General features: G+C 72.1%; 17 protein-coding genes and 1 pseudogene. 10 read left to right on the top strand and 8 right to left on the bottom strand.

The features are described from left to right. Positions 1-3: 3 nt before the first annotated feature. On the bottom strand, positions 4-267 hold the full coding sequence (locus ACFHW0_RS15630; RefSeq protein ID WP_416608274.1) for a type B 50S ribosomal protein L31: 264 nt from the start codon (positions 265-267) through the stop codon (positions 4-6). Continuing rightward, on the bottom strand, positions 264-1,565 hold the full coding sequence (locus ACFHW0_RS15625) for a CobW family GTP-binding protein (protein ID WP_416608446.1): 1,302 nt from the start codon (positions 1,563-1,565) through the stop codon (positions 264-266). The genes ACFHW0_RS15630 and ACFHW0_RS15625 overlap by 4 nt, the downstream gene beginning before the upstream one ends. Before the next feature lie 236 nt (positions 1,566-1,801). Here ACFHW0_RS15625 and rpmB point away from each other — a divergent pair, with 236 nt between their 5' ends. From rpmB to ACFHW0_RS15590, 7 genes are all read left to right on the top strand, one after another. Next, entirely contained in the window at positions 1,802-2,038 is a 237-nt protein-coding gene (gene rpmB, locus ACFHW0_RS15620) for a 50S ribosomal protein L28 (RefSeq protein WP_416608272.1), read from the top strand. Continuing rightward, entirely contained in the window at positions 2,038-2,205 is a 168-nt protein-coding gene (gene rpmG, locus ACFHW0_RS15615; protein ID WP_013287204.1) for a 50S ribosomal protein L33, read from the top strand. Before rpmB ends, rpmG begins: the two co-directional genes overlap by 1 nt. After that, entirely contained in the window at positions 2,205-2,510 is a 306-nt protein-coding gene (gene rpsN, locus ACFHW0_RS15610) for a 30S ribosomal protein S14 (protein ID WP_416608269.1), read from the top strand. Before rpmG ends, rpsN begins: the two co-directional genes overlap by 1 nt. Before the next feature lie 254 nt (positions 2,511-2,764). Next, positions 2,765-5,434, top strand: a complete 2,670-nt coding sequence (locus ACFHW0_RS15605) for a BTAD domain-containing putative transcriptional regulator (RefSeq protein WP_416608267.1) — start codon at positions 2,765-2,767, stop codon at positions 5,432-5,434. Between the two features lie 50 nt (positions 5,435-5,484). Continuing rightward, positions 5,485-6,096, top strand: a complete 612-nt coding sequence (locus ACFHW0_RS15600; protein WP_416608265.1) for a hypothetical protein — start codon at positions 5,485-5,487, stop codon at positions 6,094-6,096. Positions 6,097-6,127: 31 nt separating this feature from the next. Beyond that, entirely contained in the window at positions 6,128-6,682 is a 555-nt protein-coding gene (locus tag ACFHW0_RS15595) for a DUF3558 family protein (RefSeq protein ID WP_416608263.1), read from the top strand. A 206-nt stretch (positions 6,683-6,888) separates the two neighbouring features. Then, on the top strand, positions 6,889-8,451 hold the full coding sequence (locus ACFHW0_RS15590) for a WD40 repeat domain-containing protein (protein ID WP_416608261.1): 1,563 nt from the start codon (positions 6,889-6,891) through the stop codon (positions 8,449-8,451). A 232-nt stretch (positions 8,452-8,683) separates the two neighbouring features. Here the strand turns inward: ACFHW0_RS15590 and ACFHW0_RS15585 are convergent. Further along, positions 8,684-8,875 (bottom strand): annotated as a pseudogene (locus ACFHW0_RS15585) (alcohol dehydrogenase catalytic domain-containing protein); the annotation flags it as partial. 317 nt (positions 8,876-9,192) lie between these two features. Between ACFHW0_RS15585 and ACFHW0_RS15580 the strand changes: the two are divergent. From ACFHW0_RS15580 to ACFHW0_RS15570, 3 genes are all read left to right on the top strand, one after another. Further along, positions 9,193-9,711 carry a hypothetical protein gene (locus tag ACFHW0_RS15580; RefSeq protein WP_416608260.1) on the top strand — a complete coding sequence of 173 codons (519 nt, stop codon included), beginning with the start codon at positions 9,193-9,195 and terminating at the stop codon, positions 9,709-9,711. 115 nt (positions 9,712-9,826) lie between these two features. Then, on the top strand, positions 9,827-10,213 hold the full coding sequence (locus ACFHW0_RS15575) for a putative quinol monooxygenase (RefSeq protein WP_416608258.1): 387 nt from the start codon (positions 9,827-9,829) through the stop codon (positions 10,211-10,213). A 570-nt stretch (positions 10,214-10,783) separates the two neighbouring features. After that, positions 10,784-11,137, top strand: coding sequence for a nuclear transport factor 2 family protein (locus ACFHW0_RS15570; RefSeq protein ID WP_416608256.1), 354 nt, complete (start codon positions 10,784-10,786; stop codon positions 11,135-11,137). Positions 11,138-11,328: 191 nt separating this feature from the next. On the opposite strand, the gene ACFHW0_RS15565 is transcribed toward ACFHW0_RS15570, so the two are convergent. The 5 genes from ACFHW0_RS15565 to ACFHW0_RS15545 all read right to left on the bottom strand — a co-directional run bounded on the left by ACFHW0_RS15565 (position 11,329) and on the right by ACFHW0_RS15545 (position 16,078). Next, a complete protein-coding gene (locus tag ACFHW0_RS15565) occupies positions 11,329-11,532 on the bottom strand; it encodes a cold-shock protein (protein ID WP_212836447.1) in 204 nt (67 codons plus the stop codon). A 218-nt stretch (positions 11,533-11,750) separates the two neighbouring features. Further along, a complete protein-coding gene (locus ACFHW0_RS15560; protein ID WP_416608253.1) occupies positions 11,751-11,975 on the bottom strand; it encodes a hypothetical protein in 225 nt (74 codons plus the stop codon). 1,456 nt (positions 11,976-13,431) lie between these two features. Beyond that, positions 13,432-14,091 carry a response regulator gene (locus ACFHW0_RS15555; RefSeq protein ID WP_416608251.1) on the bottom strand — a complete coding sequence of 220 codons (660 nt, stop codon included), beginning with the start codon at positions 14,089-14,091 and terminating at the stop codon, positions 13,432-13,434. Then, positions 14,088-15,245, bottom strand: coding sequence for a sensor histidine kinase (locus ACFHW0_RS15550; protein WP_416608250.1), 1,158 nt, complete (start codon positions 15,243-15,245; stop codon positions 14,088-14,090). Before ACFHW0_RS15550 ends, ACFHW0_RS15555 begins: the two co-directional genes overlap by 4 nt. Next, the gene (locus ACFHW0_RS15545) at positions 15,242-16,078 is read right to left on the bottom strand and encodes a CPBP family intramembrane glutamic endopeptidase (RefSeq protein ID WP_416608249.1); all 837 of its coding nucleotides are present in this window, start codon (positions 16,076-16,078) and stop codon (positions 15,242-15,244) included. Before ACFHW0_RS15545 ends, ACFHW0_RS15550 begins: the two co-directional genes overlap by 4 nt. Between the last annotated feature and the right edge of the window lie 555 nt (positions 16,079-16,633).

Genomic DNA, 16,633 nt, shown 5'->3' with positions numbered 1-16,633 from the left:
TTGTCAAATGCGTATCGTGGCACGTGACCGGGCGTACTTGTGGCGGAACTTCTCCACCCGCCCGGCGGTGTCGAGCAGGCGCTGCCTCCCGGTCCAGAAGGGGTGGCTGGCTGACGAGATCTGCACGTCGATGACGGGGTAGGTGTTCCCGTCGGTCCACTCGATCGTCTGGTCGCTGGTCGCGGTGGAGCGGGTGAGGAAGGCGAAGTCGGCTTCCTTGTCGCGGTAGACGACGGGGTGGCACCGGGGGTGGATTCCGGGCTTCACGCGAGTCGTGCTCCTTCGGTGTCCAGGTTGGTGTCGGTCAGCTCCGCCACGTCGAGGGGGAAGCAACCGGCGAACGGGTCGTGGTAGGTCCGCCAGACCTCCTCGCCGTCGGCGAGTTCGGCGTCAGTCAGCAGGCAGCCGGCGAGGGCCCGGTGCAACTCGACGGGATCGACGTCGAGGCCGATGAAGACCAGGTGCTGGTGCCGGTCGCCGTAGTAGGGGTCCCACTCGAGGGCGGCGGCGAGCCGGCGCTGGTCGCACACGTGCTCCCAGCCGGTCTCGGGCAGGCTCACCAGCCAGTGCCCGAGGGATCCCATCGCCAGGCCGCCGCCGGCGAACTCCCAGGCCACGACCGTGTCGGGTTGGCTGGCCAGCCAGAGGTGGCCCCGGGAGCGGATCATGTCGGCGTTGACGTCCGCCAGGACGTCGTGCAGCCGCCGCGGGTGGAACGGGCGGCGGGCGCGGAAGACGGCGGAAACCACGCCGCAGTCGGCCTCCGGCTCGTGCGTGCCCAGCGCGAAGCCCTGTAGACCCCGGGCGAGGACACCGGGGGTCTCCGGCCGGTGCCGGTGGGTGTGGCGCAGTTGGCGGGTGAGCGCGTCGGCGTCGACGAGATCGCCGTCGACCCGGAAGTGCGCCGCCCACGGCGCCATCCGCTGGAGCAGGACCGCGATCCTGCCGGTGTCGAAATCACCCTCCCTGGGCCGTCCCCAGAGCACCAGGGTGTCGGCGTACTCGATCTGCCGGACCACGACGTCGGCGAGACCGCGGTGGTCGTCCTCGGCGGCCTGGATGCCGAGCGTGGCGAGGTCGTCGGTGCTGGCGAGGCCGTCGAGCAGGTGCTCGGCGTCGAGGACGGTGACGTAGGAGTCGACGCGGATGAGGTCGGTGACCGGTGTGCCGTCGACGAGGTGGTGGGCGCAGGCGGCGGCGACCGCCTCGGGTTCCACCACCTCGGGCAGCATCAGCACCAGGTCGTGGCCGGGGTTGTCCCGGCTGAGCCGGACGAGGGTGGGCAGCACGTCCTCCCGCAGTGTGCAGGAGGCGCAGCCGTGCGCCAGGGCGATCCGCTCGTCCTCGACGATGCCGGTGCCGGTGCGGACCACCCGGCGGACGACGCCGTCGCGGATGCCGGCGAGGTCGTGTCGCACCAGCAGCAGCGACGGGTCGGTGGCGAGCAGCGTACGGGCGACGGCGAAGGTCGCCGCCGGCCAGAACCCGGACAGCACGGTCAGCGACGGGCGGGTACCGGCGTCGGCTGTCTCGACGCGGATCGGGGCCTGCGGGGACGACGTCATCATGTTCCTCTCAGCTTAATGAAAACGATTGTCATTCTAGCCAGACGGCGGCTGCCGGCGCGAGTCGCGTCCCCGGGTCGGGCCCGATCGCTGGCTGCCGGGCGTCGGTGACCCCTGCGCGTGCCGGCCGTCGCCGAGGCCCGCCCCCGCCACCCGGCGCGGATCCACCTAGTCGGATGATGTAGAAATGAAAACCGTTGTCGTTTTGTGTGTCACCTGAGCAAGGAGCGATCACTGTGTCCAGACGTTGTGACGTCACCGGCGCGCGGCCGAGTTTCGGCAACGCCGTGTCCCACTCCCACCGGCGCACCCGCCGCCGCTGGAACCCGAACCTGCAGGACCACCGCTACTGGCTGCCGTCGGAGCGACGGTGGGTCGCCCTGACCCTGACGGCGAAGGCCCTGAAGACCGTCGACCGCAAGGGCATCGAGCGCGTGGTCGCCGAACTGCGCGGCAGGGGAGTGCGGCTCTGATGGCCCGCCAGACCGACGTACGCCCGATCGTCCGGCTGCGCAGCACCGCCGGCACCGGCTACACGTACGTGACCCGCAAGAACCGCCGCAACGACCCGGACCGGCTGGTGCTACGCAAGTACGACCCGGTCGTACGCCGGCACGTCGAGTTCCGCGAGGCGCGCTGATGGCCCGCAAGAGCCTCGGCCGTCGGCAGGCGCGCCGCGAGACCCTCGTCGCCCGGCACGCCGAGGCGCGGGGCGAGCTGAAGCGGGCGGTCGGCCACCCGGACACCGACCCGGACGTACGAGCCGACGCGGCGCGCCGACTCAGCCGCCTGCCCCGGGACTCCAGCCCCGTACGACTGCGCTCCCGCGACCAGATCGACGGCCGCCCGCGCGGCGTGCTGTCCCGGTTCGGACTGTCCCGGGTGCGGTTCCGCGAGCTGGCCCTGCGCGGTGAGCTGCCCGGGGTGCGCAAGGCGTCGTGGTGACGCCCCCGCCCCGCCCCGCCCCGCCCCCGCCCGCGACGCGGGAGGCCATCGCGCGGATCACCGCCACCTGCACCACCGCGCGCAGGGGCGCGTCGTCCTGGTCGCCACCGCCGTCTTCCTCACGGCCTGGCTGATCGCGCCACGACACGGCCTGCTGACCAGGCGCCGGCGGCGCCGGTTTCACTCCTGGCCGATCCTGCGGGAAGCTTGACCGGCGCCGCCAGGATTGCGCCAGACACGAGGCGGAGGTGCGCGTGCGGTTCGAGGTACTGGGCCCGGTGCGGGTGTGCACGCCGGACGGCGAGGCGGCCCTGGCGCCGAAACCACGGGCACTGCTCGCGGTGCTGCTCGCCGCGCGTGGCCGGCCGGTCACGGTCGAGCGACTGCTGGCCGAGCTGTGGCCGGCGGGCGTCCCGTCGACGGCCATGGCGACGTTGCAGATGCACGCCTCGGCGCTTCGCAGGGTGGTGGGCGACCGGTTGCGCACCACCTCCGGCGGCTACCGGCTCGACCTGACCGCCGCCACCCTCGACGCCGCCGAGTTCGAGCAGACGGCAGCGCTCGGGCTGTGGCGTGGCGACGCGTACGACGGGGTGCGGGCCGGACCCTCCGTGGCAGCGGCGGCCGCCCGGCTCGCCGAGCTGCGGCTCTCGGCCCGGCTCGACTGGGCGCGGCGGACACTGGCGGAAGGTCGGCACGCTGCGGCGGCCACCGAGCTGGCCGGTTGGGTCGCCGAACAGTCCACCGCCGAGGGGCTCGTCCGGCAACTGATGCTCGCGCTGTACCGGTCCGGCCGGGCCGGCGACGCGCTGACCGCGTACGACGATGTCACCGCCGCCCTCGGCGAGCTGGGTGCCCGCCCCGGCCCGGAACTCGACGCGCTGGCCGCCGCCGTACGCCGGCGTGACCCCACCCTCGACCGGCCGACGCCCGGCGTGCCCGCGCGGCGCAACCGGTTCGTCGGCCGCCGCTTCGAGCTGGACAGGGCGATCGACCTGCTCGGCGCCGCCCGGCTGCTCACCGTCGTCGGACCGGGCGGCGCCGGCAAGACCCGGCTCAGCCTGGAGCTGGCTCGCGAGGTGGCCGAGGATCACGACGCGGTGCACGTCGTCGAGCTGGCCGAGCACCGCGACGGCCCGCTCGACGCCCGGCTCGCCGCGGCGGCCGGCATCCGCGAGGAGCCCGGCGTGGCGGTGCGCGACACGGTCGTCCGGCAGCTGACCGGCCGGGTCCTGGTGGTGCTGGACAACTGCGAGCACGTCCGGGCGGACGCGGCGGCACTCGCCCACGCGCTGCTCGCCGCCTGCCCCGGCCTGCGGCTCGTGGCGACCAGCCGGGAGCAGCTCGGCCTCAGCGGGGAGGTGATCCTCACGCTGGGCGGGCTCGCCACGCCGCCCCCCGGTGCGACCGATCCCCGCGCGGACGCGATGCGGCTGTTCGCCGACCGGGTGGCCGCGGCGCGGGGTGGCGCCGGACTGGCGCCGGCCGAGCAGGCCGTGGCCGCCGAGCTGTGCCGCCGGCTCGACGGACTGCCGCTCGCCATCGAGCTGGCCGCCGCCCGGCTGCGCGCGGTGCCGCTCTCCGAGATCATGTCGCGCCTCGACCGGCGCCTGGACCTGCTGACCGGCACGTCGCCGGTGCCGCGGCACCGGACCATGCGAGCGGCCATCGACTGGGGCTACGACCTGCTCGACGAGCCGCAGCAGAAACTGCTGCGGCGGCTCGGCGTGTTCGCCGGCGGCTTCGACCTCGCGAGCGCGGCCGAGGTGGCCGGCGGGGATCCGCTCGACCCGTTGACCCAGCTGGTCGACCGGTCCATGGTGGAGTTCGGGCAGGGCCGCTACCGCCTGATCGAGACCATCCGCGAGTACGCCCGCGAACGACTCGACCCGACCGAGCGCGCCGAGGCGTACGGCCGGTTGGTCGCCGTCTGGGAGCGTCGGCTCGCGTCGCCGCCGCCGCTGGACGGCCCGGCGCACACCGAGTGGCTGGCCGGCATCGGCGCCGACCACGACACGATCGTGGCGGCGCTCGACTGGACGCTGCGCGACGGCGACCCCGCGAAGGGACTGGGGATCGCCGCGGCGATGTGGTGGTACTGGTGGGTCGCCGGACGGATGGCCGAGGGCCGGGCCTGGCTCGACCGCGCCCTGGCCGCCGCCCCGCCGGCACCGTCCGCCCTGCGCGCCCGGGCGTTGCGCGCCGCCGCGGCGCTGGCCCGCAACTCCGGTGACCTGCCGGCGGCCCGCCGGCTGGGCGAGCAGGGCCTGAGCACGTTCCGCGAGCTCGGCGACCGGACCGGCATGGTCGCGGCGCTGAACAATCTGCTCATCACCGCCCAGGCGCAGGAGGACTACCCGGCCTCGCTCGCGTTCGGCTACGAGGCGCTGCGGATCGCCGAGGACGAGTCCGACGCCCGGATGGTCGCGGCGGCGTCCAACAACACCGCGGGCACGCTGCGCTGCGTCGGCCGCCTCGACGAGGCGGAGGAGCTGTTCCACCGCGCGCTGGCGGGGTTCCGCGTCCTCAACGACCGGCGCGGCGAGGCGGCCGCGCTGACGAACCTGTCGACCATCGACCGGCGCCGTGGCCGGCCCACTCCCGCGCGATCGGCGATGCGGGAGGCCCTGGCGATCTACACCGAGCTGGGCATCGCCGAGGGACAGTTGGACGCCGTCGAGGGGCTGGCGCAGCTCGACGTCCTCGACGGTGACGCGGCGGGCGGGTTGCGGCTGCTCGCGCTCGCCGAGCGGGAACGCTCCGCGTTGGGCGCCCCGAGTTTCACCCCGGACGAGATCGCCGACCGCGACCGGGCGGAGGCCGAGGCCCGGGCCCGGCTCGGGCCGGCGGAGGTGGCGCGCGCCTACCGGGAGGCGAACGCGACGACGCTGGCGGAGGCGGTGGCGGCGCTGCTCGCCGGCTGAACCGGACGGCCTTTGGGCTTTCTTTGGCGCCGCCGTCCATCCTTCCCGACGTGATCCGATCTACCAGGCCAGCGGCCATCTCCCTGCTCATTGCCGCGACGATGTCGGGGTGCGCGGCGACCGGGCCGACCACTCGGGACAGCGACGCCGACGCGGCGGCTCCAGCGAGCCCGTCCACCGCCGCGACGCCCGACACGGCGTATTCGCCAGGACCGACGCCGCCCGCCAGCGCGGGACCGGCGACGACGGGCCCGGCCACCACGAAGCCCGCCGGCGAGAAACCGGCCACGGCGAAGCCGTCGCACCCGGCCACCACCCAGGTCGCCGGCCCGCGAATCGTCTACCTGCGCGTCGCCCGGCAGCCGAAGTGCGCCGAGGGCACCGCCGTCTTCCGCGCCGACCCCGTGCCCCTGGTCATCGAGTGGAAGATCACCGGCGCCACCGGCGGGGCCCTGTCCGTGGACGATCCGACGAACACGCCCGGCACGTACGGCCCGGTGGATCTCGAAGGCTCGCAGGAGTTCCTCTTCTCCTGCACCGGCGACGTCGGCAGCACCGAAACGCACACCTACGCGCTCTACACCGTCGGCGGCGGGCCCGTGCGGTCCGCGACCGTCACCGCCTCGGCCAAGGTGCTCGACAAGGGCCTCGGCACCAACTGACCCCCATCCCGTACCTCTGCGAGGAGACGTCGTGAAGCACCGCTCCGCCACCCTGGCCGCCCTCGTCGCCGTCTGCCTCACCGCGGGCTGCGACCGCACCGGATCCACCACCGCCGGCGACCCACCGACCGCGGACGCCACGCTCGCACCGCCCGCCGGGGCCGCCTCCCCGACGCCGGGCGGGACGGCGGACGGCGGCCCGGGTGCGGTGCGGGGCGCCGGCGGCATCCCCGACCCCTGCACCCTGCTCACCGGAACCGAGGTGGTCGACCTGACCGGCCGCGAGGTTACCCGGAACGACGAGGACGGCGGCGATGCCGGCGACGTCACCCGCTTCTGCCAATGGCAGCAGGACCACGGCCAGCTCACGATCTTCCTGAGCCGCACCACCGCCGCGGACTTCGACGTCACCGTCGCCGCTGCCAGGCCGGTGGACGGGGTCGGCGAAAAGGCGTACTGGCACTCCGGGCACCTCTACGTCCTGCACGGCGCCGTGCAGATCGACGTCTACTCCCGCGGTGGCTCCGAGGCGCAGAACCTGGCCGACGCCGAGCAGGTCGCCAAGGTCGTCATCCCGCGCGTCTGACGACGGATCGCGCCAGCCCGTCAGCCCGTCCGCGAACGCCACCCCAGCTCCCGGCCGACCCGATCGTCGGGGCCCGCCGACGCGTGGGCCACCCCGGGGCCGGACCACGGCCGGCAGGTGGCGACCCGCTGTCACAATCGGACACACGTCACTCGACCATCGTCGATGCCTGGCTCGGTCGGGCGCCTGGGCTGTGAGGTCATCGCATGGGGAGACTCGTACTGCCGGTCGTCGTGACACTGCTGGCGCTGTCCGCGGTGCGATGGGCCGATCCGGACGCCCTGCGGGTTGACGGGTTCTGGCCGCTGGCGGCGGTCGCGCTGGTCACCTCCGTCGGAGCGGCGGCGACCCTGCGGCTGCTCCGCCTCGTCCTGACGCACGTGCCGCCGTGGATCAGTGGCCTCCTCGCCACCGTCGTCGCCTTCGCCCTGCTGACGTCGCTCACCGACGGCCCCGGCCTGGCGGCGGTCATCGGGGGGATCGTCATGGCGCTGGTGCTGCTCGTGTCCCTGCTGCGCGGCGGCGGACGCGCCCTGCGGGCGGAGCCGTTCCCGCCGGACGTCCTCGGCGTGGCGCGGCTCGCGGCACGGTTCGCGGTGCCGCTGCTCTGGTACCTCGCCGCCGTCGAGCTGGTGCCGGGCGTGCAGTCGGCGCAGCGGTGGCCGGGCGCGCTGCTGGGCGGCCTGGTCGCGGGCGGCACGCTGGTCATGGGCACGGCTCTGGCGTGGACCAGGCCGTGGCACGCCAGCGTGACGTCGGTGCCCGTGGACGGCGGCCTCCAGGTCGCGTACGGCGGGATCGGCCACCTCGTCGGGGTCGGCGACCCGCGCGCCGGCAGGCAGCTGCGGGTGATGGGCTCCGCCGGCGTGCTGGTCGAGCTGGCGGGTCTGCTGCCGAGCCCGATCCCGGACCGCATCCTGCCGTACCTCGACCGCCTCACGCCCGGCCTGGTGCGGGCGGTCTGCGTGGTCGAGACCCCGCAGCGCGTGCTGCTCGCCTCCGCCGGCTACGGCGAGGCCGTGCACCTGTGGGACCCCGCGACCGGTGCGGCGGTGCACGCCCTCGCCGGCCACCGGGGGTCGGTGAACGCCCTGTGCCCCGTGCCGGCCGGCGACACCGTCCTGCTCGCTTCCGGCGGGGACGACCGGGGGATACGGTTCTGGGAGCCCGAGACCGGCCGCCAGCTCCGGGCCGTCGGCCGTGAGGTGCGCCCGTCCGTCCGGGCGCTGTGCACCCTGTCGGTGGGCGGTCAGCTCCTGCTCGCGGCCGGTTACGCGGACGGCGTCGTCCGGCTGTGGGACCCGGTGCGGCTGCGACTCGTCGGTCAACTGGGCGTCCAGCGGGGCGGCGTCAACGCCCTCTGCGCGGTCACCGTCGACGGCGCGGTCCGGCTCGCCTCGGCCGCCGGCGACGGCACCGTGGTCCTGTGGGACCCGGCCACGGGTGAGAGCCTCGGCTCCTACGACGACGGGGCCCCCCGGTACGCGCTCTGCGCCGTGGAGATGGACGGCGAGGTGCTCCTGGCCGCCGCTGGGGACGGCGTCGGCGTCACGCTGTGGGACCCGGCGAGGACGGCGCGCCGGGGCTCGCTGGGCACCGGCTCGGTGATCGGCATGTTGCTCGACTCGACGGGGTGGATCCGGTCGATGTGCCAGCTCGGCACCGGCGACGACGCGTTCCTGATGCTCGCGGGGTACGACCGGGCGGTCCAGCAGATCCGGCTCCGGCCGGCGCTGCGGTCCCTGGCCGAGACCGAGAAGAACTCCTGACGGGGTTCGCTGGGCAGCGGCTCCGGCCGGGAGCCCCTGTTGCTTCGGGCGCGACGATCAGCGGCGGCAGCCGTGGGCGACGCAGGCCGCACGGCCGACGCCGGAGACGCCCCGTCCGGTTCCCACGGCGGTCACCCGGGTGGCCGGCCCGACCGGCCGGTCGCCGCTGTGGGGCTGCGGCACCTGCTGTCGATACCGGCGACGAGGTCCGCCCGGGTCCGGCGACGAAGTCGCCAACCTTGAGGGTCTTCACGTCGGAGTCGATCTCCTCGATGACGCCGACGTACCCGTGCCCCATCACCTGGTGGTCGGCAGGCTCGACGCCCCGGTAGGGCCACAGGTCCGACCCGCAGATGCACGTCGCGGTCGACCGGACGATCGCGTCCGTAGGCTCGATGATCCTGGGATCGTCACGCTCCTGCACCCGGACGTCACCGGACGGTGTGCATGATCACTCCACGCATCAGACGTCTCCTTGCTCGTGCACCGACTGCGCGGCACCGGATGCCGCCGAGAAGCCCAGCATCCGCGCCGTCGCGATCCATCGAAGCCCGGGGAACCGTCCCACCTGGGAGGGGCCAACAACATCCCCCGGCCTGACGCCGGTCACGACCGAATGCGGCGGCGGTCGGGTGAGCAGTTGGCCGTACGCATCGGGGGAGGACGGCGGCCGGGCGCCGGCGAGCCGACGGCCTGCGGTTGGCGGGCACGGCTGGCGCCGAGAGGCCGTAGACTCCCGCGATGGCCAACGGGCGATCGATACTACTGGTCTCGATGGTGCTGATCGGTCCGCTGCTGTGGTGGACCGGCGTGGCCAGCGCCGCCTACGCCGCCAACGGCGCCCTCCCGCCCGGCGACGCGACCCTGCGGCACGCCGTCTCCAACTACCGCAGCGGCGGGCTGAGCATGACCGGCCTCTTCGCTTTCCTCAATCTGCTACTGATCTCGGTGCTGCTGCCGACGGATCGGCAGGTGCGCGAGGGCCGGGCCGGCACGCTCGTCCGCGCGATCATCGGAGCGGTTCTCGTCACCGGCATGGCCTGGTTCGAATACCGGTTCAGTCCGGTGACCTACAACTGGAGCGGCGACCCGGACGCCCGGGACCTGGTCGAGGACCATCTCAGGCCCTGGCACCCGGCGGTCGGGACCCTCTGGATCGTCCTCAACGCGGCGGCCGCCGCCTCGATCGCCGTGCGGCTCGTGGTGATCCGTCGGCTGCGACCCACAGACGGCGACCGCCAGCGGCCTTTCCGTTCCTGACATCCGCCGAGGGTGTCAAAGGGCCGCCCTTCAGGGTGTCGAGAATGTGGCGCCGGCTCCGTCCCAGGGATACCAGCGCCCGGAACGGGCCGCGCGACGAAGAAGGAGTACCACCATGACCGAGGGGACGGACCGCAGGAGCCCGGGGGCCGCGGCAGTGAGCGAACTTCAGGGGGTCGCCCGGTTCACGTTTCACGAGGGCAAGCTCGAGGAGTTCAAGCGCCTGTCCGCTCGATGCGTGGAGATCGTGCGGACCAAGGACACCGGAACGCTGCAATACGACATCTACTTCAACGACGACCAGTCCGAGTGCATCGTCCTCGAGCGGTACCGGGACTCCGAGGCGCTCATCGAGCACACGGCGCATGTCGCTGACCTGATGCAGGCGATCCTTGCGACGGGCTCCGTCTCCGGCGAACTCCTCGGTGAGCCGAGCGCGGAGCTCAGAGCGAAGCTGGACGGCAGCGGGGTCCGTCTCTTCACGCCCTTCCAGTCGATGTAGCTCGTCGGCTCGGACCGTCGACGAGCTGCCTCAGGCCGCGGTCGGAACGGACGCGGGGGAGGGTGCCGCGGTCGCGGCGGAGCCACGGCGGACGCCGAGGGCGGTGACGAGCACGGCGACGACGAACGCGCCATCACCGCCGGCCTGCCGGCGAGGTGGGTCATCGCGGACGAGGCAGGCGGGCAGGACCCGAATTTCCGGACCTGGTTGCAGCAGCACAGGAAGGGCTTACGGCCTTGCCGCGTCCCGCAACGCGGAGCGCCGGCAACCGAGTGCCGGTCGCGGCTGAACCCGCCGGGGAGGCTCCGGTAGGACCCTGGCGGTTTCAACTGCCGCGGACAACGCGCGCAGGCTCGCGCTGGAGTCGCCGCCCGTGGCACCCATATGTCCAGGTTCGACAGGACCGATGATTCCGCGCCGCGGAGCAAGGCAGAAGACCCTGTCAGTGGGGCCGACCAGGGTCGTGCCGAGGTTCGGTTGTGCCGTGAACGCCCTACCGGGCTGACGTCGCCGTTCTGCCGCGAGCGAACCCGCTTGTCTTTGTTGCGGCGCGCTGCGGAGGATCGGTGGATGGATCTCCTCACCGCGGAACGGCAACTCCAAGCCGCCCAGCGCGCCGCCGACGTCGAGTCCCTCGACGCGCTACTGCACCCGCAGGTCGTGGGTGCCGGACCGGACGGCACGGTCTTTACGAAGGAAGACGACTTGGAGAGCTACCGCTCCGGTGCACTGCGAATCACCAGCTTGGTGGAGGAGTCGCTCGACGTCCAGGAAGACGGTCAGACCGGGGTGACCCGCATGGTCGCCGCGGTGGATGCCGTTCAGGGCGGTGCCGCTATGTCCGCGCGGTTGCGCTACACCCGACTTTGGGTGCGTCAGGACGGCAACTGGCGGGTGTTGGCCGCCACCTTCGTCCCGGTCTAGTGAGCCCTTCTCAACTGCCGTGTACCGGTTCTCGAGGTGTTGAAGGACGAGGATGGAGTGCACGATCGCGGTGGCGTGGCGTGGGCCGCAGGCCACGGGACGTCGCAAGAACGAGCCTGAACGAATGATGATGGATAAAACGCCGAACGGCGGCCCGCTGAACCAGTCGGGCCGCCGTGGCGAAGCGTGGATCAGAGAGGGCGGATATCCGACGCCTGCGGGCCCTTCGGGCCCTGGGTGATGTCGAACTCCACCCGCTGGTTCTCCTCGAGGCTGCGGAAGCCGCTCGCCGAGATCGCCGAGAAATGGGCGAAAACGTCGGCACCGCCGCCGTCCTGGCTGATGAAGCCAAAGCCCTTGTCGCCGTTGAACCACTTCACTGTGCCAGTAGCCATGTCTGCTCCTTCGCAGGCTGTTGGAGACCGCACTGTGCGGACTCGCGCGCCACCGCGTTGATCACCCGCGCCGGGAACGACACGAAAACGAAAAAGCGCCTGGATGGGGTTTAGATGACCCATCAGGCGCCGAAACGTCCACGGAAATCAAAACTGCAACTGGGTCAGGCTAGCACAGAATTCGTCGCCCGCCGCCAGCCCCATGCCTGCGGGCTCCGTCACAGCACCGCACCGCGAGGCGCAACTTCGATCGCTGCGACGCCTCGGCCGTAGAGGAGGACGAGCCGATCACCGTGCTTGGTGCGCAGCACTCCCGAATCCTGCGCCAGTGTCGAGATCACGTGGTCCACAAGCTCGTCCTCGTCGGAAACATCCGGTCTGTCGTACGTGATGTCCATGCGGTCGCCGCCGATGAGCCGGACGCGTAGCACCGTAGTTGCCATCTGATAGAGGCTAGTCGAGTGGGATGCCAGGTGCAGTGGCGGTCGCGGGCTCCTCAGTCGACTCGTGCAGCCACAGGTGCCACCGTTCAACTACTGCTGTAGGTCGCAGGTCGCCGACAACAGGCGAAGCCGAACGATGGACCACCCGGGCGAGCGTGACATGGACGAGACGAGGTGGTGTCGATCCTCGCCGAGAGGGAGCCACATTCAATCGCTGGAGTCAGTTCCCTAGGCTGGCAGCGGCACCGCTGCGTGTCGTGCGCGTAGAGTGGGTGGTGGATCAGTTCGTCAACATCGTTGGCGGGCCAGCGCCTACCGGGCGCCCTGCCCAGGTCTCGGCAGTGTCCAGAGGACAACCTCCAGCTGTGAGGGCCGAGCGTTGGCAGACCATCCGATCGACATCGACATCTCAGTGTGCTGACGGACAACGCTGCGTCCGTTACCGGCGACGACCAGCGACGCCGTGAGGCGAACCGTCATGACCGTCGGCGTGGCTGTCGTCCAGTGGCTGCTCATCTCCAGCAGGCGGCCCTTCAGGAAAAGTCCGCCCAGGCACAACGACTCACATCCCGACAGAGATCCTGCCCGGGTCATCAGCCGCTACTTCGCTGTCAGTAACCCGTGAATCGCCCCCCAGCGCCGTGGCACGACGGCGCCGTTGCAACACGGCTGCGGCAGGTGGGCGTCAATCAGACTGGCTCAAACGAGCAACACCACCGACAGCACAGGAGAAGGACATTGACTTTCGTATTAGCCCCGCCCGCGGTCGCTCCGTCACCGCTGCGCGAGCCCGCCAAGACCCTCCGCGAAAGAGGGGCAAGCAGTTTCCACGCCGCGCTCGCCGCAGTCTTGGCCACCGGGTTGGAGGATGCGCTTGAAGCGGGTGACCACCCGAGAGCGATCAGCTTCATCAACCGCGGCTTCGCAGAAGGAAGCCCACAGTTGGGCTGCGACCTCCTCTGCCGGGCCATTGCGGCCGTCGGGACAGCCCGCACGTGGACCGTGCAGCTCGCGCCCCTGCGATCACCGTAACTCCTGGGATCGACGCAGCCAGCCGGGTGGGAATCGCTGCCGCGCGAGTACCACCCGGCATTCCGTGACGCCTCCACCGACCGGGCAGACTTCCTGACCAGCGTCGGAGCCGGGCTCGTAGCACCTCCCGCTGTGTTTGGTGCCGGGATCATGGCCGGCACACCGGTGGGTGGGGTCGCCCGGTGGACCGGCCCGCCGAGAACCCCGTTCGTACTCGCCGAGCCCGATCGCGTCGAGGTCACGGCTTCGGTGATCAGCCCGGCGGACGGCTTCGGCACAGGCGCCGGAACGGTCCCGGCAGGCCACCTCAACACCCGGGTGCTATCGAAGCCACGCCTCCAGCGTGTCAGCGCCGACAGCAACCGGGCCCCGCCATGCCCGGCGTCGTGGTGTGCACGAACACCGCGAGGAGTAGCGGGCCGCCTCAGGTCACCAGGCCCCGGCGGTACGCGTACACCACGGCCTGCACCCGGTCGCGCAGGTCGAGCTTCGTGAGGATGCGGGACACGTACGTCTTGACCGTCTCCTGGCTGATCACCAGGGCCGCGGCGATCTCGCTGTTGGACAGGCCCTCCGCGATGAGCCGGAGCACCTCCATCTCGCGCGGGGTCAGCGCGCCGCCGTTCGGGTCGCCCTCGGCCGGGCGGATGCGGGCCGCGTACCTGCCCACCAGCTGCCGGGTCACCTCCGGGGCCAGCAGCGCGGCGCCCGTCGCCACCGTGCGGATGCCGTGGAGCAGCTGCGCCGGTGGGGCGTCCTTGAGCAGGAAGCCGCTGGCGCCGGCACGCAGTGCCTCGTAGACGTACTCGTCGAGGTTGAACGTCGTCACCACGAGGACCTTCACCGGCTGGGGAACCCCGACGCCGGCCAGCAGGCGGGTCGCCTCGATGCCGTCGAGCACCGGCATCCGGATGTCCATCACCACCACGTCCGGCCGGAGCCGGACGGCCAGGTCGACCGCCACGCGCCCGTCGCCGCACTCGCCGACGATCTCCATGTCGGGCTGGGCGTCGACGATCGTCGCGAATCCGGCGCGGATCAGCTCCTGGTCGTCGCAGACCAGCACCCGGACCGGTGCGGTCACGACGGGTTTCCAGCCGGGATCCGGGCCCGCACGAGGAAGCCGCCCCCGGCCTGCGCGCCCGCGCTGAAGTCGCCACCGAGGGCGGTGACCCGCTCGCGGAGCCCGGCGAGACCGCGCCCGCTGCCGCCCGGGGACGCGCTGCCGGATCCGGAGCCGTCGGTGCTGATCTCCACGGTCGTCTCCCCTTCCCCGTGGTGAACGCGAACCCTGGTCCGGCTGCCGTGCGCGTACTTCAGCGCGTTCGTCAGCGCCTCCTGCACCACCCGGTACGCCGCCTCCTCGGCGCTGCCGGTGGTCGCCACCGACGTGCCCTCCCGGACGAACTCGACCGGCTGCCCGGCCTGCCGGGAGTGACCGACGAGAGCGTCCAGGCCGCCGACGGACGGCGTACGCGGATCGCCTGTGCCGTGATCCGGGTTGAGCAGGTCGAGCAGCTGCCGCAGGTCGCCGACGGCCCGGCGGCCCGTGCCGGTGATCGCGGTCAAGGCATGGTCCAGCTTGTCCGGGGCGCCCGTCAGGTAGCGCGCCGCCTCGGCCTGCACGACCATCGCCGTCACGTGGTGGGTGACGACGTCGTGCAGCTCCCGGGCGATGCGCGTGCGCTCCGCGGTACGGGTCGCCTCCTCGACATGGCGGCGGCGTTCCGCCTCGGCGGCCCGGTTCTGGCGCAGCCACGCCCCGATGCCCCACGCGAGCGCCAGCAACAGGTAGAAGGTGATGAACCCCGCGACGCCCTCATCCGATCCGAGCCGGTCGAGGCAGATCGCCAGGGGCACGTACGCCGCCGAGGCGAGACCCGCGACGACCCGGCGGCGCCGCTCCAGGTGGGCGCCGGCGCTGATGAGGGCGATGGCCAGTCCCGTACCCGCGATGGTGTGGTAGCCGCGGAGCTGGTCGATCGCGAAGCCGAGCGACACCAGCGCGAGGCAGACGGCCGGCCACCGACGGCGTACGGCCAGCGGCAGGCACTCCAGGGCGACGACACCGACGGTCAGCGCGTCGTACGGGCGGTCCGGGAGGTCGCCGAGCTGCGTACCCTGCCGCTCCAGAGCCGGGACCACCGCCGCGAGGGCGAGAGCCAGGGCGAACGGGAGATCCCGGACCGTGATCGGCCACTGCCGCCACAGATCCGGGAGCCTCCGGAGCTCGATCACCGGGTGACTGTAGCGGTTGCCGGGGCCTGCGCCGTGCGGTGGCGGCGCGGGACGATGTGCCCGCGGCGCTTGGCCAGCCACAGGAACACCACGGTCAGCACCACGCCGGCCAGCACCGCGTACAGGCTGCCCTCCGGCCCGAAAGCGCCGCCGCTGAGCGCGACCGGCCCCGACGTCGAGGCCTCGAGCAGCCCTTTCGACTCGCCGTTGCCCGAGACCACGACGCTGAAGATGCCGCCGGCGGCGAAATTCCAGCCGAAGTGCAGGCCGATCGGGACCCACAGGTTCCGGGTGGCGGCGTAACAGGCGGCCAGCATGAACCCGGCCTCGATGGCGATGGCGGTCGCCCCCCACAGGGTGGCGTCCGGGTTCACCAGGTGGATCGCGCCGAACACCACGCCGGTCAGGGCGAGAGCGATCCAGGTGCCCGTACGCTCCTCGATGATGCGGAACAGCACCCCCCGGAACAGCAGCTCCTCGGTGACCGCGGCGACCGCCATGAGCCCGAGCAGACCCAGGGTTCCCGTCGGCGAACCCCAGCCCTCGACGTGGTAACCGCCGAGGAACGCGATGTTGGCGATGACGGCCGCGAACATGGCGAAGCCGATGAGCGTCCCGCGGCCCAGCTTCCCGCCCCAACCTTCCTGGCCGAGCTCGGTCGGCTCACGGCGCTCGGTGCGCCGCACGACCCACCGGTAGACGACCACGCCCAGCACCACCGTCACAGCGCCGATCACCAAGGTGAGGAGGAAACTGCCCTCGACGGCGGCGACGCTCTGCCCGCCGACGAGGGCGACGGCGGCGACGGCGAGTAGCTGTTTGACGAAGCGCATGACGACTCCTTCGCAGACCGCGACCGGAGCGCCGCGGACACAAAGAAACCTATGGAGTTCCGCCGCCACAATCGTCCCCGTGCGGTGGACACTCGCAGGTAGCTCGCACGGGGGACAAGACCCTCTCCGGAGTCCGGAAACCCGGTCGGACACGGCGAGATCCGCCGCTCGTCGCGCCCCGTCCGGCCGTGGGACCTAGGACCTGTTTCAGAAGTACGGACTGAGGTTCAGGCTGGTCGGTGGGGGTAGTGGCGGCCGGCTAGCCAGATGGTGAGGTCTTTGGCGATGTGGCCGGGGTCGGTCTCGATGGTGAGGTCGTGGATGTGCTGGTGGGCGTCGTGGCGTTCGACTTGGTGGGTGTCGTCGTCGAGTAGTGAGATCGAGGCGTACCAGGCCGGGTCGTCGTCGGCAGGGTTGATCGTGACGAAGGTGTTGTCAGCGTGGTTCAGCTCGTCGATGAGGCATGAACAGGGCGTCTTCGGAGGGGTCGTCGATGTGGTCGCCGTTCTCGGTGTCGGCGTAGTAGTAGTCTGCGGCCATCCGGTGTCTCCCTGC

Source organism: Micromonospora sp. LOL_025 (assembly GCF_048060285.1).
Classification (GTDB): domain Bacteria; phylum Actinomycetota; class Actinomycetes; order Mycobacteriales; family Micromonosporaceae; genus Micromonospora.
Note: the sequence above shows the minus strand (reverse complement) of the source record. Positions and strands in the feature narration are given on the sequence as shown.